The following is a 20,875-nucleotide window of genomic DNA, read 5'->3' on the forward strand; positions in this document are numbered from 1 at the left end:
AGTGGAAAGCCTGCAGGAGAACTGAGGGTGAAGGCGCGTGCCCGTCCGCAGTCGGTCCCGGGATCCATGAACAAGACCGAGGAGGCCTATGCCGGCCACCTGCGCACGTTGATGCTGGCGGGGGAGGTGCTGCACTACGAGTTTGAACCGCTCAAGTTGCGGCTGGCCGACAAGACCTTCTACACCCCGGACTTCATGGTGGTGCGCCGGGATGGGCTGATCGAGCTGCACGAGGTGAAGGGGTTCTGGGAGGACGATGCCCGGGTGAAGATCAAGGTGGCCGCCAAGCAGCACTGGATGTTCACCTTCGTCGGGGTCCAGCGCAAAGGCGCCCACTGGTCACTGGAGGCATTCTGATGCGACTCGAATATGCGCTGTCGATAGGGGAACCCCGCTCGGCGATGATCCAGGCCATTCAGTCCCGCTCCACCGGGCCCTCTCACCTGACGCAGGCCGATGTGCTGGGGGCGTTGGGGCTGGTGCAAAAATATGAAGGGGTGGGCTTGGCACTGATGATGGCCCGCTATACCAAGGACAAGGAGAGCCATCGCAAGGCGGTGATCGGGGTGATGGCCCAGTGCAGCAAGCTGGTGCCCAAGTATGTGGGGGCCGTCAAGGAGCGCGGCCAGGGGATGGCCCTGAAGGCAATCGCCGCGTTGGCGGTGCAACACTACTGCCGCACGGTGGATACCCCGGGGGCAGCCTGTCACCCGCAGTTCTGTCACGGGCGAGGGGTGATCCGCGATCTGGAGCTGAGTCGCCTGCACGGCAAAGCCGTCGACAAGGTATGCCCGCGCTGTGGCGGTACCGGGCTGCGGCCCATCCCCGGTACCCAGGTGCGTCGCGCCATCGAGCCCTTGCTGGGGACGCTTAGCCGAGGCGAGTGGGAGCGGCAGTGGTACCCGCTTTATCAAGCGGTGCTGGCTTGGTGCCATGTGCAGGAGAGCGAGGTGGCGGCGTTCTATAAGCGGGTGGCTCAAGGTGAATCCTAAATAGCTGTTCCGAATAGTAGATCACCGGAGGAAGGGAACTCAGTCCAGTTTGTGCGATCTGATTAGTCGCTAAACAAAACAAGCCACACCCAAAGGACTGAGTTGATGCCTATCCTACCACCTCTGCCACGACCACAACGGCGCCGCATTCACAAAATCATCCATGCCACCCGTGATAAAGGACATGCTCGTCGCTTGATGGCCATCTTGCTGTTACATGAAGGACGCACGATCACCGATGTTCATCACCTTACCGGCGCTGCGCGCTCGACCATCGGTCGTTGGCTTCGGTGGTATCGAGATGAAGGCATAGATGCGCTAGAAGCCTTACCGGCTGGCCGTGCCCCAGTCTTACCTATCGCCAAGATTGTCACCTTACTGGTGCTGCTCATGCAGTTTTCTCCGCAAGATTTTGGTTATCAGCGCAGCCGTTGGTGTACTGAACTATTGGCTATAAAAATCAATCGGTTAACAGGGCTCAATGTGGCAGCCTCCACGCTCCGCCGATGGTTACCTCGTATGGGCATTGTCTGGCGCAGGCCCGTGCCGACCTTGCGGATAAAAGACCCAGCCTATCAGGAAAAAATGGCGAATATCGACGCCGCGCTGGCCCGCTGTGATGCCGATAATCCGGTGTTTTATGAGGATGAAGTCGATATAGACCTCAATCCCAAATTAGGAGCCGACTGGATGTTCAGAGCGCAGCAAAAGCGGGTTGTCACACCGGGGCAGAATGCCAAGCATTATCTGGCAGGCGTTCTCCACGCAGGCAACGGAAGGGTACTTTACGTCAGCGGGATCAAGAAAAACTCATCGCTGTTTATTGCCATGCTGGAAAAGCTGCGCCACCACTACCGACGAGCCAAAACCATCACGTTGATCCTCGATAACTACATCATTCACAAAAGCAAACAGACCGAGCGATGGTTGAAGAAGAATCCCAAGTTCTGCCTGGTGTTCCAGCCAGTTTACAGCCCTTGGGTTAATCACATAGAACGGCTATGGCACAAGTTACATGAAACCATCACGCGCAATCATCAATGCAGAGGGATGGCAAACCTGCTGGCCCGAGTGAAACACTTCATGGATACCGTGTCTCCTTTCCCGGGGAATGGCTATGGCACAGCGAAGGTGTAGCACTATTGGGATCAGTTATTTAGCCCTAGTGCTGTAAACCTCTTCTGATCCTTTAGTTACATAGACATTTATTTGATCCGTGGCAAATTTCCTCAATGTTTTATCTCGCTTGGAACTCATATGATAGTATCATACCCATATGGCAATCTTGGTGTCCGCCAAGCTTGTTTATGAGTAGTACATGCGACCATTATCATTGGTTAAAAGCAGCAATTTGAGTGCTGTAACTCAGGGACGGTTGTCTATTCATTACCCTATCATGTGAAAAGATCGTCGTTGTAGTGTGGCATAACGGATAGAGTGGTTTATTGTGTGGGATTTGTATTTTAAAAGGTTTGTGCTGCTGCACTTTTAATGTGTCACTATGTTTTTAATTTTATCTATCTAACTGCTGGCCGAAAAGTCATACATAGGAGTTAACAATGGCTTATGCAAATGGAAATTATGCAGCGTTTTATGTTTCGGAGCCATTTACTGAGGGTGGATTAGGGGCAAATGCAACTAAGGATTTTGTGTATTACAATCTGTTAAAAGCATGGAAAGTCAGCGACTCAGAATTTCCATTTATTAATTCACATGATAAAACATACAATGTGCGTGATGGTAGTGATTGGGAGAGCACACTCAAACCGAGGTTGAGAGAAAGACTGCGTAATTCAAAAAACATCATTCTTTTCCTTAGTCAATCGACCAAAAGCTCTCAAGCTCTTCGAGAAGAAATAGATTATGGCATCAATTCTTTAGGTTTACCTGTGATAGTCATTTATCCGGACTACAAAACAAATGACAAGCTATTAAGTAATAACTGTTTGATACAAGATGTGAAGGATCTGTGGGATAAACTCCCTAAGTTCAGAGACTCAATGAGTGATGTTCCTACTTTGCATATCCCTATGAATAAAGAACTCATAGAGAAAGCATTAAAAGACACAGGCTTCATGAAAAACTCTAAAAGAGAATCTGGTGTCTTTATTTTTCGAAATTAATTGACTTTCCTCAATGCCATTATTTGATATAGTGGCATTTTTACACAAAAAGATAATTATGAAAAAAGTAGATTTTTTCGACTCTAGGATTAGAAAAAAATTTCTTGAGTCAACATCGGCTCTAAGTACAATACTATCATTGGTATTGATCTTCTGCGAAATTCCAGACAAACATAAAATTCAATCTGGGTTTATCTTTTTATTGCTTCTATTTTTCTATTATGTATATATATGGTGGTCATCAAACCATCTTAATGAGATAGAAATTGAAGTAGAGAGCAGTAAGATATGCATAAAAAGTGGTGATATATTCAAACAGGCTGGATTCAAAGTTATTGCTTTCAACGAATATTTTGATACGCAAGTTGATGATAAAGTGATTGCATATAAATCACTTAATGGGGTGTATTTAAAGCAGCATCTCATTGAACCTATTGAGACACTTGATGAATACATTTCCAATTATGATTTTGACGAAGGTGAAGTGTTGGAGATTAACGACCTACGTCGGTCTGGAAAAAAACAAAAATATAAGATAGGAACGGTTTGTGTATATAATGACTATATTTTTACGGCTTTTTCAAAGTTTGATTCTCAAAATAAAGCATATTTGACAATGCCTGAGTATCTTGGATTTTTAATTAGTTTTTGGGATAAGGTTAATCAGGTGTATGGTCAGGAAAGTGTCTCTGTTCCAATTTTTGGATCAGGGATAACAAGAATTAAAGAACATAGAAGAATCAGTGATGAAGATTTACTGAAAATTATGCTGTGGACATTTAGAATCAGCGAAATGCGATTTAAATATCCGGCCAAACTGACGATCGTAATACACAAAGATAAAATCAATAAAATTAATCTTCTTGATATAGAAGCAGTCAAAGAAGGTATTTAGTAAACATCAACCTAAATAGCTGATCCTAATTTCGCTCCAGTTGCATAAGCCCATGTCCATTACCGGGGAACGGGGCGGCATGATCCAGGAAGTAGAACACGCGACGTAATAACTCACCCAATGTGCGGCATTGGTGGTTCCGGGTGATCGTTTCATGGAGGGCATGCCACAGCCGCTCAATCTGGTTCACCCATGGCGAATACACCGGCTGAAAAAGCACGATGAACTTCGGATTTCTTGCCAGCCATCGCTGTGCTTTTTTGCTCTTGTGGATGATGTAGTTATCCAGGATCAGCGTGATGCTCTTGGCGCGCCGATAAGTTCGCTTTAGTGTCTGGAGCAGTGACAAGAACAAGTCCGTGTCTTTGCTATCGCTCGCCACATAGGTCACGTTACCTGTTCCGGCATGCAGGGCGCCAGCGAGGTAATGTTTGCGATTCTGGCCCGGAGTTGCCACTTTCTTCTGCTTCCCTCGCATCATCCAGTCCGCCCCCAGCTTGGGATTGAGGTGGATATCCACCTCATCTTCATAGAACACGGGATGGTCCGCACTGCAGCGTCCCAAGGCCTCATTGATGGCGGCCATTTTCCGCTCTTTATGGGGATCGCGGATGTGCAAAGTGGGCGCGGCCCGGCGCCAGACAATCCCTAGCCTGGGCAGCCATCGCCGTATTGTTGAAGCATGCAATGTCAGGCGCCAACTCCGTTTGAGTTCAAGCGCCATCAGTTCGGTACTCCAACGAGAGCGCTGATATCCGAGCTCCTGTGGAGACAACTGGATCAACAGGTGTAATAGACCCGAGATGTGAGCAAATGGCAGCACCGGCTTGCGCCCCCGAGGCTCGCTTTCAAGCCCCTCCAGACCGTACAAGGTGTACCAGTTCACCCAGCGATTGATCGATGACCGGGCGGCGGCAGTGAGCCGAGAAACAGCCGAGACACTGTGCCCGTCAGCAAGGAGCAAGATGGCGTTGAGCCTCCGGCAGAGATCTTTATCTTTGGTCCGGTGCATCTTGTTGATGATCCGGCGTCGCTCATCATGGTCGGGGAGTGTTAGTATCATTTCGGGCTCGGCTCGTTTGTCGTTTGATTGGTTTGGCGATTAATCAGATCGCACAAACGACGCCGAGTTCCCTTCTTTCCCGGATAAGTGATCTACATTTCGGAACGGTTATTTAGTAGCTCAAACTAGACTTTGATATAGGATTTCTCTTTGGGTACATAGTGAAATCACCTCGTCTGAGGCTATTGTTGTGGAGCAATGGGCTGCGGTGATAGGCGATTACCGCTATCATAGAGCACAGTAATGAGGTGCTTACAGCGTATAGATGTTCTGACCGAGTTATGCAGTACGGTTGGCCATGGAACTGGATCTTCATCGGGTAGAAGAGGGAACAGGATGTCTAAACACATTGGATATGCAGTTTACAGTGAAATTGAGAGTGGGTACCTGATCACCGCATCACCATGTAATTACCTCTGGGATCCGGCAGCTGCCCTGCTGTACGAGACTGCAGCCAAGGCGTGGGCGTCGGCGAATCGTCGGGGCCCTGGGTATGCTGTTGCAGTTGCCATCGTGCGTGATGAGAGCGGAAATCTGCATCATGTGGAACTGCCTATTCCTATGAAGGCGGCTCCTGGTAGCTGGATTGTTCGCCTCAAGGATGAGGGAATACCGATCGGCCCCCTCTATATCTCAAGCCTGAGTCGAGAAGGTAAACCTCGTGCATCCACAGAAGTTCGCGATGCCAGAGGGTTTAGTCATGAAAAGGCAGTGGAATTAGCGGCCACCTTCGAAGGTAAGCAAGGTCGAACGGTGAGTGTGGAGCAAGTACAGAGCTGATTGTGGGGGGCGGCGTTTTTCAAGATAGTTGTCGCGCAAAGCTGTTTTAAGCAGCCTCTTTCTGCTCCGGCTCGGGTTTCTCGGGCCGCTCCGGATTTAGCATCACGGCACCGATAGGTGTCCAGTCTCGCGTCTTGCCACTCCACCTCGCTGGGTGTTGTGCTCGGGCGGCCTGGTACACAGCATCCCGTTTCGCCAGCAGGGCTTTATCGTCACCCCGATGCCGCTCGTTGGGTGTGACGAAGCGGATACGGCTATGCCGGTGCTCTTCGTTATACCAGGCCATAAAGTCGCGCACCCACTCCCTGGCCGCTTCCAGACTGGCAAAGCCGTCTGATGGCCACTGCGGACAGTACTTCAGCGTCCTGAACAATGACTCCGAGTACGGATTATCGTTGCTGACCCGAGGCCGTCCCCGCGAGGGCGTGACACCCAGGTCATGCATCTTGGTCAGCAGCGTGACTGACTTCATTGGCGCGCCGTTGTCCGAGTGCAAGACCAGCGGCTGCTTCCAGCACTGCTCGCGGATGATGCTCCGTTGCAGCAACGCCGCCGCCCGTTCACCGCACTCTTGCTCATGCACTTCCCAGCCCACCCCTTTGCGGCTGTAGATGTCCTCTATCAGATAGAGGTAGTAATACTGGCCGCGCACGAGTGACGGCAAGTAGGTGATATCCCAGGACCACACTTGATTGGGCCCAGTCGCGGTATGGCTGGTTGGTACCGGCACATGACGCGGTGGCTGGCTCCGGCCACGCCTGTGCTGCTGGTCAGCCGCCCGCAAGATGCGATAGAAGCTCGACTCACTGGCCAAGTAGCGCCCCTGGTCGGCCAGCCGTGGCACAATTTGACTCGGCGGCAACGAGGCGAACTCCTGGCTATTGCAGACGTCCAGCACGGCCTGCCGCTCCTCTGGGCTCAATGCATGAGCAGGTATGGAACGAACCGCATCCGGTCGCCTATCGGCACTCAGCTCAGGCCCGGCCAACCAGCGCTGGAGCGTGCGCAGACTCAGCCCCAACACCTCGGCCGCAGGATGCTTGCGGGCGCCAGCTTCAAGCGCTTCGCGCCACCATGCAACGTATTGCTGCCGCTCTGGCAACGAGGTCAGTTGTCCTCGTCGACGTTGCTCCAGTAGGCATCGAGCTTTTTTTGCAATATCAGCAGAGCTGCCGCCTCGGCCAGGGCCTTGTCTTTGCGCCGCAGCTCTTGCTCCAGTTGCCGGATACGCTTCTTGTCCGCTTTGGCCTGTGCCTTCTCCGCCTGTTGTAAGGTACGAGCGGATTGCTGGCCCAGAATACAGGCTTGGCGCCATTGCTGGACTTGCTCGGGATAGAGACCCTTACGGCGGCAGTACTCACTGAGTTCAATCTCGGAAAGCGCAGCGGTTTCCAGCACGACGGCGAACTTGGCCTCGGCGGGCCATTCATCGGTCAGTTTGTTGTCCCCGGGCACAGGAGACCCTCCGTCTTTGGCGTGTTTGCGCCAATTATACAGAGTGACCTCGCTGATGTTTTCCTGCCGAGCCAACTCGGCCACCGACATATTGATGGGCGGCAGCAGCTTCTTGAGCAAAGCAGCCTTGCGCTCACTTGAATAACGAGCCATTCGACACTCTTTATCCGCCCCCGGTCTTCACATTTAGATTATTCAGATTAGGCGACAACTATTCTGACACCGGGGGGGGCCATTCATCGGTCAGTTTGTTGTCCCCGGGCACAGGAGACCCTCCGTCTTTGGCGTGTTTGCGCCAATTATACAGAGTGACCTCGCTGATGTTTTCCTGCCGAGCCAACTCGGCCACCGACATATTGATGGGCGGCAGCAGCTTCTTGAGCAAAGCAGCCTTGCGCTCACTTGAATAACGAGCCATTCGACACTCTTTATCCGCCCCCGGTCTTCACATTTAGATTATTCAGATTAGGCGACAACTATTCTGACACCGGGGGGGGGACTGAACTGCAAGAGCGAGGATGGGGCCACAACGCATGGATAGCAAATTGAGATCGCCAGCTCTGAAGATGGCAGGGTGGGGACTTCTTCACGGCGATTTCTTCGACCTGTATGACGTCGTCGAGGTGCTTGAGATACCGAGTGGTCAGGCTGGCGATCTCATGATCTACTTACGCTCGATGAAATGTGTCGAGCTGGTAGCTGAAGTTCGGAGAGGGCTAAAAGAGGAGAAGAAAGTCCACAAGCGGATTTTCATCAAGGTGCTCTGCATTCATCCAGAGGCTCCACCAAGCCCCAAGAAGATGCCGTCGGTGCCAAAGTCGGTGTCTCTTCAGCAACAGTTGACCAAGCTGGTCAAACTCATGCCTTCACCGCGGGGAGCTCGCTGATACAGGTGGTGTAGCGAGGGCTAAGCTGCTCTCGTTTCATCATCCACTCGCTGGTGTCCCGGCCACGAGCTGCAAAGTAGACCTTCCCCAACCTTCCCTGATTGATCTGGTCAATCACCTTCATCAGTGCCTCGCTGCGTGGATCCTGCTGCCGGTCAGCGAACAAGTCTCCCTGGTGCATGCTGGCCGGGCTGAAGTCAGCCAGCATGACGCCCCCCTTCATGTAGCGGACATCATCCCGCCAGATACGGCGCAGCAGCGGTTCAATCAGAGCAAGTAGATCTCGGGTGTCTGAGGTGGCTGTCTGCAGCTTGGCCGATATCTGGTTGCTGTAGTAGGTCTCCCGCTCCGAGAAGGGGCTGCTCCTTATAAAGAGGGTGATGTGGCGGCACCGTTGCCCCTCTGCACGCAGCTTCTCGGCGGCCCGCTCCATGTAGCCGGCCAGCGCCTCCCGCATGGGCCCAAACGCGGTGATGCGTTCACCAAAGCTCCGGCTGCAGATGACCTGTTGTTTGGCCTGGGCCAATTGCTCCAGCTCGGCACAGGGGAGCCCCCGCAGCTCTTGCACGGTGCGCTCGACGACAACCCCATACTGTCGGCGCAGGCTCTTGGGGTCGGCTGCCACCAGGTCTGCCACGGAGTTGATGCCCTGTTTGTTGAGTTTGGCGGTCAGCTTGCGTCCGATCCCCCAGACTTCCTCAACCGGGGTGATGGCCATCAGCTTGGCGCGGCGCCCCTCATCACGCAGATCCACCACACCGCCGGTGGCCGGCCACTTCTTGGCTGCGTAGTTCGCCAGCTTGGCAAGGGTCTTGGTCGGCGCAATCCCGACTCCGACGGTGAGGCCAGTCCACTGCTGCACCCGCTCGCGGATCTGGCGGCCATAGGCCAGCAGGTCACCTGCCCAACTTTCGCTGAGCTCGACGAAGGCTTCATCAATGCTGTAGACCTCGACGGTTGGGGCCATGCTCTCCAGGGTGGTCATCACCCGGTTCGACATGTCGCCGTAGAGGGCGTAGTTGGAGCTGAACCAGATACCGCCCTGCTCCTCATAGAGCTCGCGGATCTGGAAGTAGGGCACCCCCATCTTGATCCCCAACCGCTTGGCTTCTGCCGATCTGGCCACGACACAGCCATCGTTGTTGGAGAGCACGACGATCGGCACCCCTCTGAGGTCGGGGCGAAACAAGCGCTCGCAGGAGGCATAGAAGTTGTTCACGTCGACCAGGGCAATGGCGGTTGGCATGGCTACCCTCGCCGGGTTTTGTGCAGAACGAAGGTGACGACGCCGAAGATATCCAGCTCCTGCCCTTCTTGCAGAATGATGGGGGCGAAATCCGGGTTGGACGGTAGTAGTGCGGGCGGGTCGGACTGCAAGATCTTGACGGTGAACTCACCATCCAGACAGGCCAGCACGATGTCGCCGTGGCGAGCTGTGACGGCTCGGTCGATGATCAGCATATCGCCGTCATTGATGCCTTCCCCGACCATGCTGTGTCCGCTGGCCCGCACATAGAAGGTGGCCGCCGGGTGGGGGACACAGTGTTGGTTGAGGTCGATGGACTGTTCCACATAGTCCTGAGCCGGGGAGGGAAACCCACAGGCGGCAGGGGTGAGGAACAGAGGGAGCTCTATGATAGGTGCATCGGTGGCGTGGGGGATCATGGCAATTATCACTGTATGAACATACAGGCATTTTATCCGAGGGATCCGGAAAGATCACTGGTCGGCAATCGGGTCTTGGCAGTGCGGGCTGTGCCGCGTCGAATTATGCTTGGTAGAAACCGGCTCGGTGAGTCTGGGCTCTCATCCGACGGAGGGGCTGTGCATGTGCATCAACTACATCCCGACCACCAAGGCGGAGCTGGTGGAATACTTCGGGGTTGATGACCCCGGGTACGACTGGAAGGAGGAGGTGTGGCAGGACTACCAGGCCCCGATCCTGATCCAGCGAGACGGACGGCGGCAGGCGCTGATCGCCAGCTATGGGATGGTGCCGAAGAGAAAGGTGCAGCCTGGCAACAAGCACTACACCACTATGAACGCCAGGGCCGAGACGGTGGGTGAAAAGCCGACCTACCGCCACGCTTGGCAGCAGGGGCATCTCTGCTTGGTGCCTATGACCGGTTTCTTCGAACCCTGTTACGAGAGCGGCAAGGCCGAGCGCTGGCGGATCAGCATGGCCGACGGCATGCCCTTCGCGGTGGCCGGCATCTGGCGGGCATGGCAGGAGGAGCAGGGCTACACCTTCAGTTTCTCCCAGCTCACCATCAATGCCGACACGCACCCGCTGCTGCGGCGAATGCACAAACCAGGGGACGAGAAGCGTGGCCTGGTCATCGTGTCGCCGGATGACTACGACACCTGGCTGGGGTGTAAGGGCCCTGAACTGGCGCGAACCTACCTGGTGCAGCAGCATGCTGAGCGGTTGGCGGGAGGGCCGGAACCAGTCCGGGGTAGACAAGTATGATGCTGTGTTTTTGTACAGTAACGAAAGAGCTTTGTCGTCCGTGATGGGTGTCGTTTGGGGTTTCTCAGGTTTCCCAAGTAGCCTGCCTACCCATTAAAGTCATTTTAGCGGCTAAATATGTCTTGTTGTGACAAACCCTGCTTCTGTATCGATAAGACAGTTTTTAAATACTATTAAAGCAATGAATAGATGTTTTAGACGACGACTGGCTGGTTATCGGTTGGTATCGTTAAAGTGTTTAAGCAGCCACATCGCTTAAACTCTTTTTCGTGGGGGATGATGTTAGTCTTAAAATCATTTTTAAGCATCTGCCAATGGTTGATTTAGGTGCACATGAACACCATGGCAATCAATATTTAAAATCTGATACTGCACAACCAACCATGATTATTTGATTTTGTGATGATATCATCATGTCAGCCCCACAAAAGTAGATAGCCTGTTGAAGTCAGGCGGCATGCAGGCTCTGAGGTAGTTGAAGTGTCGGTGGGGATTCAATTGGGGTTTTATCTATCCGGCTCCGGCCTTCATCAAGATTGCAGTCTTGATGGGTAATCAGCCTTAAAGCCTTTAATGCAGCCGTGTTGACGTCAGCGAACAGTTACCATGGTTTGATGCGATGGGTAAGGCCAGTTAGGTCGACCATGATGTAGCGGACGGTGACAATGTTTATATCATGTATCAAAACCATTGTTATCGAATAAGAGCCATGGGTCATCAATGCAGGATGGATAGATATTTCACGTATTGCTTTTCCATATTACGTATAATCAAGATCATAAATTTCTTAACTAGAGTCTACAGTCAGTGGAAAAACGCTACAAAAAGTGGTTTTGTTCTGACGGGACATATTTGTGCGTGTGAGCTTCTTAAAAAAGTTTTTATCGAAAATGATTGACAGAATTAATTTCTGATCTGTAGATTATCAGCATTGGCAGCTCCTGCCTAATAACTGACGCATTCAATTTTTATCCGAGCAGGTGATGCCGGAGGCCCGTTATTATGTTGATGACTGAATATCCTCTCCATTATTGGCAGGAGAGAGGGGTTTATACATCCCAAGATCGCGAGGAGGCTTTTATGGAGTTCAAGCTTTTCCAGCTGCTTGGGGCTGGTAACTCTGCTCTCATGATGATGATCCTGGCACAGGAGCGGGATGGTCGTGATATGGGGGCATGCAGGGCGGAGCTGGTGGCACTGCAGCAAATTGCGTGCATGAGCGGGGTTGGTGGGGTGTTGGTGTTGACAGATAGGCTTTTGCCTAGGAGGCGTGATGGGAGTCAGAATAGGGTCAGTGGCAGCAGCGGCGGCAGTGCTTGGATATTTGATATGGCTATTGGCAAGTGGCGGCGCACTGTGGGGGGGAGGTAATCTCAACGCGAGGCGGGCTCAGGTTGTAATGTGCGTGCAGGGGTTGGATGGCTACCTACCAAGGGGCCTTGCTGAGCAGTGTGCCGTGCTGTTTACAGATCCCGTTGGGTTGATCACGCGGACAGACAGTGGTCACGCAAAATTGATCGATGTGCAGGTCAGTCGCTATGACGTCATGATGTTGCACAGAGCTGTCGTGTCCGATGCTCCTGAGAAACTGGCGGGCCATACCGTGTTCAATGTGTGGTGGGATCGTTTGCCTATTGGTGGCGGTTGACAATCGAGAGCAATTTTGTGTAGATTGATTTCTAATGATGGAGGACTGCACCCGAAAGGGTTCAGTCCTTTTTTATTTCCCTTTCCAAACCTCGGCCTTGCCGGGGTTTTTTCATTTCAGAGGCCCTGCGGGGTGGTGGGTATGAAGATGCCTGATAAAGACCTTGGCCTGTTGGCCTGGCTGCTGGCGTGGGCCGACACTCACTGGCCCGCGCTGTATGGCTTCATTCTGTCCGTGGTGATCTCCTGGCTGCGGGTGACTTACTCCGGCGGCGGCGTTCGACAGCGGCTACTCGAGTCGTTGCTGTGTGGTGCCATTTCCCTCTCGGTGATGTCTGGGATGGAGCTGTTCGGGATTGCGGCCACCGCATCCGGGTTTGTCGGCGGTTCGATCGGGTTCCTCGGGGTCGAGAAGATCCGCGAGTTTGCCGGTCGCGTGCTGGATAGGAGGTTTGGCAATGGTCCGAGTTGAGCGCACATCACCGCACGGCATCAGCCTTATGCACTACTTCGAGACCTGCAAGTTGAGGGCCTACCCAGACCCTGGCAGTAAAAATGGGGAGCCGTGGACTATCGGGTGGGGGCACACAGGGCCAGAGGTGAAGCCCGGGCTGGAGTGGTCGCAGCAACAGGCTGACAGCGCGTTCGTTGATGACCTCCGCCGCTTTGAGCGAGATGTGTTGTCGCTGGTCAAGGTTCCACTGACTCAAGGCCAGTTCGATGCGCTGGTGTCGTTCGCCTACAACGTCGGTTCTGATATCGATGCCGACACCATCCCGGAAGGGTTGGGAGATTCCACGCTGCTGCGCAAGCTGAACGCCGGTGATTACGATGGTGCAGCCCGTGAGTTTCGGAAGTGGAACAAGAACGATGGCAAGGTGATGCGCGGGCTGACCCGCCGGCGTGTCGCAGAGGAATGTCTGTTCAGGGGCATGGATGCCGCTGCGGCCATCAAAAATGGGGTGGCTGCAGCATGAACCCCGTCAGGCAGTTCCTCGATGCGCATCCCGTGGTGTGGTTCTTCGCTCGCCTGACCGCGGTAGCGCTGCTGGCGTGGTGGATTCACCACTCAGGCTACAGCTCCGGAGCTCATGACAAGGGGCTTGAGTGGTCAGAGAAGTGGAACAAACAGGCGGCCGAGCTGGCCACTGCACGAGCGGATGCGGTAACCGCTGCGCGAGAGGCTGAGCAGCGTCGCCAAGCGGACATAGAGAAGGTGAGACAGGATGCAGAACAAGAGATTGCCCGGGCTGAGAGTGACGCTGCTGCTGCCAGTGCTGTTGCTGTTGGGTTGCACGAGCAAGCCCGCCGCTTGGCAGCACGAGCAAATCAGTGCGCCAGCCATACCGGCGCTGCCCAGCCAGGCGAAACAGCCAGACAGCCCGCCGTGGTGCTCGCCGACCTGCTCAGCCGGGCTGATGCGCGAGCGGGAGAGTTGGCAAGAGCTTATGACCGAGCTCGAGCCTCCGGTCTGGCCTGCGAAAGAGCCTACCACTCCCTAATTTCCCATCAGTAACCGAATCGCCGCACCGGGTCACTCTCCCATCTGGCGGGTCGTCCCGCGTTAATGTGTGCCGGTGCGGCACCAACCAGGTAGCAGCCATGCCTCTACGAGTTCCCAAGGTGTGCAGAGAGCGCACCTGTCATCAGTTGACCACCGAGCGGCATGGCTACTGCCCAGCCCATATACATCTGCTCGATGGGTGGAAGACGGTGGCCAAGGTCAGCGCCGATGATCGCGGCTATGACTGGGCGTGGCGCAAGCGACGCAAGCGGATACTGGAGAGGGACAAGTACCTGTGCCAGGTGTGCCTTGCCTTGGGCATCGTGACACCAGCGACTCAGGTCGATCACATCGTCAACAAGGCCGCTGGCGGCACCGATGATGACGATAACTTGCAGAGCATCTGCGACCCTTGCCACGCCACCAAGACGCGGGCAGAGGCGCTGGCAGCCCGCCGGGCGGGGCTGGGGAGGGGGTAGGGGGGATCAAATCCTCCCAGCTTTTCGACCTCACCACTGCTCCGCCCCGCGAAATTTTTATACCCGCGAAATTAAAAATTTAAATGGAGGGCGCGATGGCCGGTGCAGCTGCCGTGCCCGGGCGCGGCAGAAAGCCCAAGCCGACCGCACTGAAGCGCCTGGGGGGCAATGCCGGCAAGCGGGCACTGAATAAAGACGAACCCACCTTCACCCCTCTCATCGGGGTCGCCTGCCCTGAGTGGCTGGCAGAGGATCCATGGGCTCCCACGCTGTGGGATATGGTCATCAAAGAACTGTGCGCCGCCGAGGTGCTGTGCATCACCGATCTGCACAACCTGGAGGCGTTCTGCGCCGCTTACTCCCGCTGGCGCAGAGCCGAGATTGAGATCACCAAGCACGGCCTGGTGGTTGAAGGGGCCACTGGTGGTCCAGTCAAGAATCCGGCCTGTACCGTCGCCAACGAATCACTCAAGCAAATGACCACATACGGGGCCATGCTCGGGCTGGACCCTTCCAGCCGCTCGCGCTTGATCGGCGGCAACAAGAAGAAGGGAGGCGGCAACCCGTTCGCTGCTTTGTAGGGATGGACCATGGCCGCACGCAAAAGCTATCCCTACGTCAACGTGGCCAATGGCTACGCCCGCGACATAGTGCGCGGCAAGATTCCTGCCTGCCGCTATGTGATCCAGGCCTGCCAGCGTCATCTCGATGATCTGGCCAAGGAGAAGTCGGCCAAGTTTCGCTACCGATTCGACAAGGACAAAGCCGAGCGGGCCGCCAAGTTCGTTCAGCTCATGCCCCACACCAAGGGTGAGTGGGCCTTCAAGCGCCAGACTCTGAACCTCGAGCCTTGGCAGCTGTTCATTATCTGCAGCGTGTTCGGCTGGGTGCGCAAAGGAAGTGGCCTACGGCGCTTTCGCGAGGTTTACAACGAGATCCCCCGCAAGAACGGCAAGTCGGCGCTCTCCGCCCCGGTTGGCCTCTACTGCTTCGCGGCGGATAACGAATTTGGCGCCGAGGTTTACTCCGGCGCCACGACAGAGAAACAGGCGTGGGAGGTATTCCGCCCAGCCCGCCTGATGGCCAAACGTACCCCGGCGTTGCTCGATCATTACGGCATCGAGGTCAACGCCAGCAACATGAACATCCCTGCTGATGGCGCCCGCTTCGAGCCACTGATCGGCAACCCTGGTGACGGCCAGTCGCCATCCTGCGCCATCGTGGACGAATACCACGAGCACGACAGCGACGATCTCTATACCACCATGATCACCGGTATGGGAGCCCGCAAGCAGCCCCTGATGTGGATCATCACCACCGCGGGCTACAACATCGACGGGCCCTGTTACGACAAGCGGCGGGAGGTGATCGAGATGCTCGCCGGCACGGTGCCGGACGATGAGCTGTTCGGGATCATCTACACCATCGACGAAGGTGATGACTGGGCAGATCCCGCTGTGCTGGCCAAGGCCAACCCCAATATGGGGATCTCGGTCTACTCAGATCACCTGCTGGCGCAGCAGGCCAAGGCAATCAAGTCGGCCCGCTTTGCCAACATCTTCAAGACCAAACACCTCAACGTCTGGGTCTCGGCCAAGACGGCGTTCTACAACATGCAGCGCTGGGCGGCCTGCGAGGACAAGAGCCTCACCCTGGAGCAGTTTGCCGGTGACGAGTGCATTCTCGGCTTCGACCTGGCACGCAAGCTCGACATGAACTCCATGGCCCGCCTGTTCTGGCGCGATATCGACGGCAAGCGCCACTACTACTCCGTGGCCCCCCGATTCTGGGTGCCGGAAGATACCGTGTTCGATAACGACAACCGGCGTCTGGCGGAGCGATACCAGAAGTGGGTCAATCTGGGTGAACTCAGTACCACCGATGGCGCGGAGATCGACTATCGCGAGATCTTCGAGGAGGCCAAAGAGGCCAACCTCGACAACAAGGTGCTGGAAACACCCCTCGACCCGGCGGGCGCCATCGCTCTCTCGCATTCATTGGCGGACGAAGGGATGACCCCCATCACCATCACCCAGAACTATCAGAACATGTCCGGCGCCATGAAAGAGCTGGAGGCGGCCATCACGGCAGGCCGCTTCCACCACGACGGCAACAGCCTGATGACCTGGTGCATTGGCAACGTGATCGGCAAGCATCTGCCCGGTAACGATGACATGGTGCGCCCGGTCAAGGAGAGCGCCGACCAGAAGATAGACGGTGCTGTCGCGCTGATGATGGCCATCGGTCGGGCCATGGTGCCGGGCCGTGAAGATGATCGCTCCATCTACGAAACCTCGGACGTTTTATGCTGACACAACTTTCCATTTTCATCGTGGGCCTGCTGGGGGCTGCGGCACTGGCCTATGGCGCCAGTCTCTACTCACACCCCCTTGGCTGGGTGGTCGGTGGCCTGCTCTGCCTCGCTTGGTCATTTCTGATGAGCCGGGCAGTGGCGGCCGCCGAGTTTGCCAAACGCAACAAGGGGGATAGCTGATGTTCCTGCCAATGATGTTCGGCAGCGGGCGCAAGGGCGGCAACTTCAGTCAGTGGATCAGCAGCATGGCCGGTAAGACGACCAAGGCTGGGGTGCTGGTGACGCCGGAGACTGCCTTGGCACAAGGCGTCGTGCGTGCCTGTGTCACCCTGCTGGCGGAGTCGGTGGCCCAGCTCCCTTGCGAGCTCTACCGCCGTGACGATGACAAGCGGCTGCGTGCCACCGACCACCCCCTTTACGACCTGATCCACAACCAGCCGAACCAGAAAGACACTGCGTTCGAGTACAACGAACAACGCATGGGCCACCTGGGCCTGCGGGGTAACAGCTACAGCCTGATCGACCGGGATGGGCGGGGTTTCATCACCGAACTCATTCCCATCAACCCGGACAAGGTAGCTGTGCTCAAGGGACCGGATGGGTTGCCCTACTACCAGTTGCTGGATGGCAGCAACCAGATCCTGCCGATGCGGATGGTGCACCACGTCAAGGCGTTCAGTCTTGACGGCTACCTGGGATTGTCACCAATCCAGACCAACCCGGACACCATCGGACTTGCGATGGCGGTGGATGAGCATGCGGGACGGGTGTTTGCCAACGGCACCACGCTCTCCGGAGTCATCGAGAGCCCGAAGGATGGCGCCAAGTTCGACTCACAGGCCAAGGTGGATGCGTTCCTCGGCAAGTTTGTAGAGCGCCATTCCGGACTGCGCAACGCCTTTTCGGTCGCATTACTGCAGGAGGGGATGCAGTACAAACAGCTCGCCATGAACAACGAGCAGGCGCAGCTGCTGGAGTCCCGCAAGTATGGCGCCAACGAGATCTGCCGGCTCTACAAGGTACCGCCGCACATGATCGGCGAACTGGAGCGGGCGACGAACAACAACATCGAGCACCAGGGGCTGCAGTTTGTCATCTACACCCTGCTGGCATGGGTCAAGCGGATCGAAGGCGCCATGATGCGTGACCTGCTGTTGCCAGCGGAGCGAAAGAACCTCTACATCGAGTTCAACGTCTCCGGGTTGCTACGGGCAGATCAGAAATCCCGCTACGAGGCCTATGCCCTCGGCCGCCAATGGGGCTGGCTCAGCGTCAACGATATCCGCCGGCTGGAGAACCTGCCGCCGGTAGCAGGTGGAGATATCTACCTGACTCCGCTCAACATGGTGAGCACTGGCTCCCTCCCGCCAGGCATCACCAAAGCCAGCGCCGAACAACTCAACGAGATCGAGGCCATCCTATGCCGAAGCTGATCAATTACCCCCATCTGGCCAGCATGGCGTTTGGCCAACCCCTCTATGCCACCCAGGAAGTTCTGGCCGGGGTGAAGAGCCTGCTGCTGACACGGATGCTGGGCAACCAGCGAGACATCATGGCCGCCGACGAGTTGCCGGACGGGTTCGAGCCTGCGCCGCTGGAGGCCAGAGGGGAGTTCAAGAACCGCATCGGCGGTCTGGCGGTGATCCCAGTGCACGGCATCCTGATGGCGCGGCGTGGTCACATCGATGCCACCTGCACCGAGCTGACCAGCTACGAGTGGGTGAGGATGCAGATCGCCACCGCGCAGGCTGACGAACGGGTCAAGGAGATCGTGCTCGACATCAACTCTGGCGGCGGCATGGCGGTGGGCTGCAAGGAGCTGGCGGAATACATCTTTTCCAAGCGCAGCGTCAAACCGATTACCGCGCTGGTCAACTTTGCCGCCTACTCGGCCGCCTATTTCATCGCTGCCGCTTGCACCAGGGTGGTGGTGAGCGAGACCGGCGGCTGCGGCTCGGTGGGCGTCATCATGGAGCACATGGAGGTGAGCAAGTGGGAGCAGGAAGTGGGCCTCACCTTCACCACCTTCTACCGCGGCGAGCGCAAGAAAGACGGCACCCCGCACGAGCCTCTCTCCGAGGGGGCGATGGCCGCCATTGACCACCGGATGGATCAGGCCTACGAGCTGTTCGTGAGCTCCGTCGCTCGATATCGCGGCCTGCCGGCAGAGCAAGTGCAGGCCACTGAAGCGGCCCTCTTCAGCGGCAGTGAAGCCGTGGCCAATGGCCTGGCAGACGAGCTGGCCAATCCCCAGGACTACCTCAACGCCCTCGCCGCCAGCGTGGCCAGCCAGGGCAAACCCCAACAGACCATCGGCCTGCGGGCCAAGGCCATCGAATTGCAGAACCAGCTCTAGCCCTGCGGCGGAGCCCATCCCAATAAGCCCCGTCAGGGGCTTTTTTTATACCCAAAGGAAACCACTCGATGAAAACTATCGAAACCCTCCGCCGCGAGCGTGGCGAAATCGTCGCCCAGATCAAAGCCCTTGCCGACCTGGAAGCGAGCGGCACTGCCTTGAGTGACGAGCAACTGGCTCAGTTTGCCAATCTGGAGGCGCAAGCGAACCAGATCAGTGCCGCCATTGCTCGCCAAGAAAGCACCGAGCGACTGATGGCGCAGCAGGCTGTGCCGGTCAATGCTCACGGATCCCAGGCCCCCCCGGCAGTACATGTGAAACAAGAACTCAAGCAGTACCCCGGTGCTGGTATGGCTCGTCTCGCCATGGCCGTTGCTGCAGGTGAGGGGGACATGAAGCTGGCAGAGCAGTTTGCCGCCAACGAGATCGGTGATGCCGGGATTGCCATGGCTATCAGCACCGCGGCTGGTTCCGGTGGCGCAATCATTCCCGAGAACCTGCACTCCGAGGTGATCGAGTTGCTGCGCCCCCGCACCATCGTTCGCAAACTCGGGGCCCGGCCGGTGCCGCTGCCCAACGGCAATCTGAGCATGCCGCGCATGTCCGGTGGGGCCACCTCCAGCTACGTGGGGGAAGGCGTTGATGCCAAGGCTACCGGTGGCAGCTTCGATGACGTGAAGCTGGCGGCCAAGACCATGATCACCCTGGTGCCGATTAGCAACCAGCTGATCGGGCGTGCCGGGTACAACGTCGAACAGCTGGTGCTGGGTGACATGCTCGCGGCCATGGGCGGTCGTGAAGACAAGGCGTTCCTGCGCGATGACGGCAGCAACAATACCCCGATCGGCTTCAAGAAAGTGGCCACCGACGCGGGCCGTACTGTTGCCTGGACCGGCACGGCGGATCTGGACACCATCGATGCTTACCTCGACTTGCTCATCCTGAAACTGATGAGCTCCGACTCCATGATGATCAACCCGGGTTGGGGCATGAGCCCGCGCTCCTGGATGAAGCTGTTCGGCCTGCGCGATGGCAACGGTAATAAGGTCTATCCGGAAATGGCCCAAGGCCTGCTGAAGGGTTACCCGGTTGCCCATACCAACACCATTCCGGTGAACCTCGGCGCGGGTACCAACCAGACCGAGATCTACTTCGCCGACTGGAACGACGTGGTGATCGGCGAGCAGGACAACATGACCATCGACTTCAGCCGCGAAGCCACCTATGTGGATGCTGCCGGCGAGCTGGTCAGCTCCTTTGCCCGCAACCAGTCCCTGATCCGTCTGGTCGGTAACCACGACGTGGGCTTCCGTCACGTAGAAGGGCTGGTATTGGGGACCGCCGTTACCTGGTAAGCCCTGTCACGGGGCTACTTCGTAGCCCCTTCCATTTCCCTATCAAGACCGTTCAGGAGAGCCATCATGGCCAAACCAGACAAGGCGGGGAGCGAACCCACCGTGATGCTTATCAAGGTGATCCGCCCCTTCAAGAACTACAGCCCCGGCGACATCACCGGATTTGACGCAGCCAAGGCGCAGGCCTTGATCGACGGTGGCGTGGCTGAGGCCTACACCGCAGCCGAGGGTGAGGAGTAAACATGTTGCTGATCACCGTGGTTGAAGCCAAGGCTCAGTGCCGAATCGAACCGGAGATGACCGACGAAGATGCGCTTCTGACCGGTTTGATTGAAGCGGCGATCAGCCACATCCAGTCCGACATCAACAAGCCGCTGGTGGCAGCAGGGGAGGAGGGGCAGCCCCTCACTCCTGCGCTCAAGCTGGCGGCCTTGCTACTGATCGGCCATTGGTACACCCACCGGGAGGCCGTGGTGACGGGCACCATTGCCACGACTCTGCCGCTGGCGTATGACTCGCTGATCCACCCCTACCGTGACATCGTGGTGGGCTAGG

Annotated in this window: 26 protein-coding genes and 1 pseudogene; 22 read left to right on the plus strand and 5 right to left on the minus strand. The window is 56.3% G+C overall.

The features are described 5' to 3' along the window. The first annotated feature begins 27 nt into the window (after positions 1–27). The 5 genes from C2U30_RS19355 (at position 28) to C2U30_RS19375 (ending at position 4,010) form a co-directional block, all read left to right on the plus strand. Positions 28–357, plus strand: a complete 330-nt coding sequence (locus C2U30_RS19355; protein ID WP_233720976.1) for a DUF1064 domain-containing protein — start codon at positions 28–30, stop codon at positions 355–357. Continuing rightward, positions 357–992: an antitermination protein Q gene (locus C2U30_RS19360; protein WP_158654929.1), complete on the plus strand. Its 636-nt coding sequence runs from the start codon at positions 357–359 to the stop codon at positions 990–992. The genes C2U30_RS19355 and C2U30_RS19360 overlap by 1 nt, the downstream gene beginning before the upstream one ends. Positions 993–1,097: 105 nt before the next feature. Then, positions 1,098–2,129 (plus strand): IS630-like element ISAhy2 family transposase, encoded by a 1,032-nt coding sequence (locus C2U30_RS19365; RefSeq protein WP_001809438.1) that lies wholly within the window; start codon positions 1,098–1,100, stop codon positions 2,127–2,129. Positions 2,130–2,551: 422 nt separating this feature from the next. Then, positions 2,552–3,115, plus strand: a complete 564-nt coding sequence (locus C2U30_RS19370; protein WP_103244330.1) for a TIR domain-containing protein — start codon at positions 2,552–2,554, stop codon at positions 3,113–3,115. A 58-nt stretch (positions 3,116–3,173) separates the two neighbouring features. Further along, positions 3,174–4,010, plus strand: a complete 837-nt coding sequence (locus C2U30_RS19375; protein ID WP_103244331.1) for a macro domain-containing protein — start codon at positions 3,174–3,176, stop codon at positions 4,008–4,010. 25 nt (positions 4,011–4,035) lie between these two features. Here the strand turns inward: C2U30_RS19375 and C2U30_RS19380 are convergent, their stop codons facing one another. After that, complete coding sequence (locus tag C2U30_RS19380; RefSeq protein WP_103244016.1) at positions 4,036–5,073, minus strand: IS630-like element ISAeme16 family transposase; 1,038 nt, start codon at positions 5,071–5,073, stop codon at positions 4,036–4,038. Between the two features lie 336 nt (positions 5,074–5,409). Here C2U30_RS19380 and C2U30_RS22700 point away from each other — a divergent pair, with 336 nt between their 5' ends. Beyond that, on the plus strand, positions 5,410–5,853 hold the full coding sequence (locus C2U30_RS22700) for a hypothetical protein (protein WP_158654930.1): 444 nt from the start codon (positions 5,410–5,412) through the stop codon (positions 5,851–5,853). Positions 5,854–5,899: 46 nt separating this feature from the next. Here the strand turns inward: C2U30_RS22700 and C2U30_RS19385 are convergent. Together C2U30_RS19385 and C2U30_RS19390 are read right to left on the minus strand one after the other, a co-directional pair. Further along, positions 5,900–7,461 (minus strand): IS3-like element ISAs20 family transposase gene (locus C2U30_RS19385; protein ID WP_088813959.1). Its coding sequence is split into 2 segments (ribosomal slippage): positions 5,900–6,999 and positions 6,999–7,461, totalling 1,563 coding nucleotides; the frame shifts between segments, so codons are not numbered across the junction. Positions 7,462–7,537: 76 nt separating this feature from the next. Next, positions 7,538–7,726 (minus strand): annotated as a pseudogene (locus C2U30_RS19390) (transposase); the annotation flags it as partial. A gap of 115 nt (positions 7,727–7,841) precedes the next feature. Here C2U30_RS19390 and C2U30_RS19395 point away from each other — a divergent pair. After that, a complete protein-coding gene (locus C2U30_RS19395; protein ID WP_199767300.1) occupies positions 7,842–8,195 on the plus strand; it encodes a hypothetical protein in 354 nt (117 codons plus the stop codon). Here the strand turns inward: C2U30_RS19395 and umuC are convergent. Together umuC and umuD are read right to left on the minus strand one after the other, a co-directional pair. After that, complete coding sequence (gene umuC, locus C2U30_RS19400) at positions 8,167–9,441, minus strand: translesion error-prone DNA polymerase V subunit UmuC (protein WP_103244332.1); 1,275 nt, start codon at positions 9,439–9,441, stop codon at positions 8,167–8,169. The two genes, C2U30_RS19395 and umuC, sit on opposite strands and share 29 nt — an antisense overlap. Before the next feature lie 2 nt (positions 9,442–9,443). Continuing rightward, positions 9,444–9,860 (minus strand): translesion error-prone DNA polymerase V autoproteolytic subunit, encoded by a 417-nt coding sequence (gene umuD, locus C2U30_RS19405; protein ID WP_103244333.1) that lies wholly within the window; start codon positions 9,858–9,860, stop codon positions 9,444–9,446. Between the two features lie 163 nt (positions 9,861–10,023). Between umuD and C2U30_RS19410 the strand changes: the two genes are divergently transcribed. The 15 genes from C2U30_RS19410 (at position 10,024) to C2U30_RS19475 (ending at position 20,874) form a co-directional block, all read left to right on the plus strand. After that, the gene (locus C2U30_RS19410) at positions 10,024–10,665 is read left to right on the plus strand and encodes an SOS response-associated peptidase (protein WP_103244334.1); all 642 of its coding nucleotides are present in this window, start codon (positions 10,024–10,026) and stop codon (positions 10,663–10,665) included. 1,002 nt (positions 10,666–11,667) lie between these two features. Next, the gene (locus tag C2U30_RS19415) at positions 11,668–12,036 is read left to right on the plus strand and encodes a hypothetical protein (RefSeq protein ID WP_103244335.1); all 369 of its coding nucleotides are present in this window, start codon (positions 11,668–11,670) and stop codon (positions 12,034–12,036) included. Between the two features lie 85 nt (positions 12,037–12,121). Beyond that, the gene (locus C2U30_RS19420) at positions 12,122–12,313 is read left to right on the plus strand and encodes a hypothetical protein (protein WP_158654931.1); all 192 of its coding nucleotides are present in this window, start codon (positions 12,122–12,124) and stop codon (positions 12,311–12,313) included. A 141-nt stretch (positions 12,314–12,454) separates the two neighbouring features. Continuing rightward, a complete protein-coding gene (locus C2U30_RS19425; RefSeq protein ID WP_231557464.1) occupies positions 12,455–12,784 on the plus strand; it encodes a phage holin, lambda family in 330 nt (109 codons plus the stop codon). A gap of 28 nt (positions 12,785–12,812) precedes the next feature. Next, positions 12,813–13,289 carry a lysozyme gene (locus C2U30_RS19430; protein ID WP_234924025.1) on the plus strand — a complete coding sequence of 159 codons (477 nt, stop codon included), beginning with the start codon at positions 12,813–12,815 and terminating at the stop codon, positions 13,287–13,289. Then, positions 13,286–13,828: a DUF2514 domain-containing protein gene (locus C2U30_RS19435; RefSeq protein WP_103244338.1), complete on the plus strand. Its 543-nt coding sequence runs from the start codon at positions 13,286–13,288 to the stop codon at positions 13,826–13,828. Before C2U30_RS19430 ends, C2U30_RS19435 begins: the two co-directional genes overlap by 4 nt. Positions 13,829–13,914: 86 nt before the next feature. After that, positions 13,915–14,295, plus strand: a complete 381-nt coding sequence (locus C2U30_RS19440) for an HNH endonuclease (RefSeq protein ID WP_103244339.1) — start codon at positions 13,915–13,917, stop codon at positions 14,293–14,295. Positions 14,296–14,390: 95 nt separating this feature from the next. Continuing rightward, the gene (locus tag C2U30_RS19445; protein ID WP_101149435.1) at positions 14,391–14,876 is read left to right on the plus strand and encodes a phage terminase small subunit P27 family; all 486 of its coding nucleotides are present in this window, start codon (positions 14,391–14,393) and stop codon (positions 14,874–14,876) included. Positions 14,877–14,885: 9 nt separating this feature from the next. Beyond that, the gene (locus C2U30_RS19450; RefSeq protein ID WP_103244340.1) at positions 14,886–16,607 is read left to right on the plus strand and encodes a terminase large subunit; all 1,722 of its coding nucleotides are present in this window, start codon (positions 14,886–14,888) and stop codon (positions 16,605–16,607) included. Further along, a complete protein-coding gene (locus tag C2U30_RS19455; protein WP_103244341.1) occupies positions 16,601–16,789 on the plus strand; it encodes a hypothetical protein in 189 nt (62 codons plus the stop codon). The genes C2U30_RS19450 and C2U30_RS19455 overlap by 7 nt, the downstream gene beginning before the upstream one ends. Then, a complete protein-coding gene (locus C2U30_RS19460) occupies positions 16,789–18,042 on the plus strand; it encodes a phage portal protein (RefSeq protein WP_042881752.1) in 1,254 nt (417 codons plus the stop codon). Before C2U30_RS19455 ends, C2U30_RS19460 begins: the two co-directional genes overlap by 1 nt. Further along, positions 18,030–18,965 carry a S49 family peptidase gene (locus C2U30_RS19465; protein ID WP_103244342.1) on the plus strand — a complete coding sequence of 312 codons (936 nt, stop codon included), beginning with the start codon at positions 18,030–18,032 and terminating at the stop codon, positions 18,963–18,965. Before C2U30_RS19460 ends, C2U30_RS19465 begins: the two co-directional genes overlap by 13 nt. Before the next feature lie 68 nt (positions 18,966–19,033). Beyond that, entirely contained in the window at positions 19,034–20,320 is a 1,287-nt protein-coding gene (locus C2U30_RS19470) for a phage major capsid protein (protein WP_103244343.1), read from the plus strand. Positions 20,321–20,386: 66 nt separating this feature from the next. Then, positions 20,387–20,560 (plus strand): hypothetical protein, encoded by a 174-nt coding sequence (locus C2U30_RS22705; RefSeq protein ID WP_154676067.1) that lies wholly within the window; start codon positions 20,387–20,389, stop codon positions 20,558–20,560. A 2-nt stretch (positions 20,561–20,562) separates the two neighbouring features. Next, complete coding sequence (locus C2U30_RS19475) at positions 20,563–20,874, plus strand: head-tail connector protein (protein ID WP_103244344.1); 312 nt, start codon at positions 20,563–20,565, stop codon at positions 20,872–20,874. Position 20,875: the final 1 nt, after the last annotated feature.

Origin of the sequence: Aeromonas sp. ASNIH5 (genome assembly GCF_002902865.1) — a bacterium.
In the GTDB taxonomy this organism is placed as follows: Bacteria; Pseudomonadota; Gammaproteobacteria; order Enterobacterales; family Aeromonadaceae; genus Aeromonas; species Aeromonas caviae.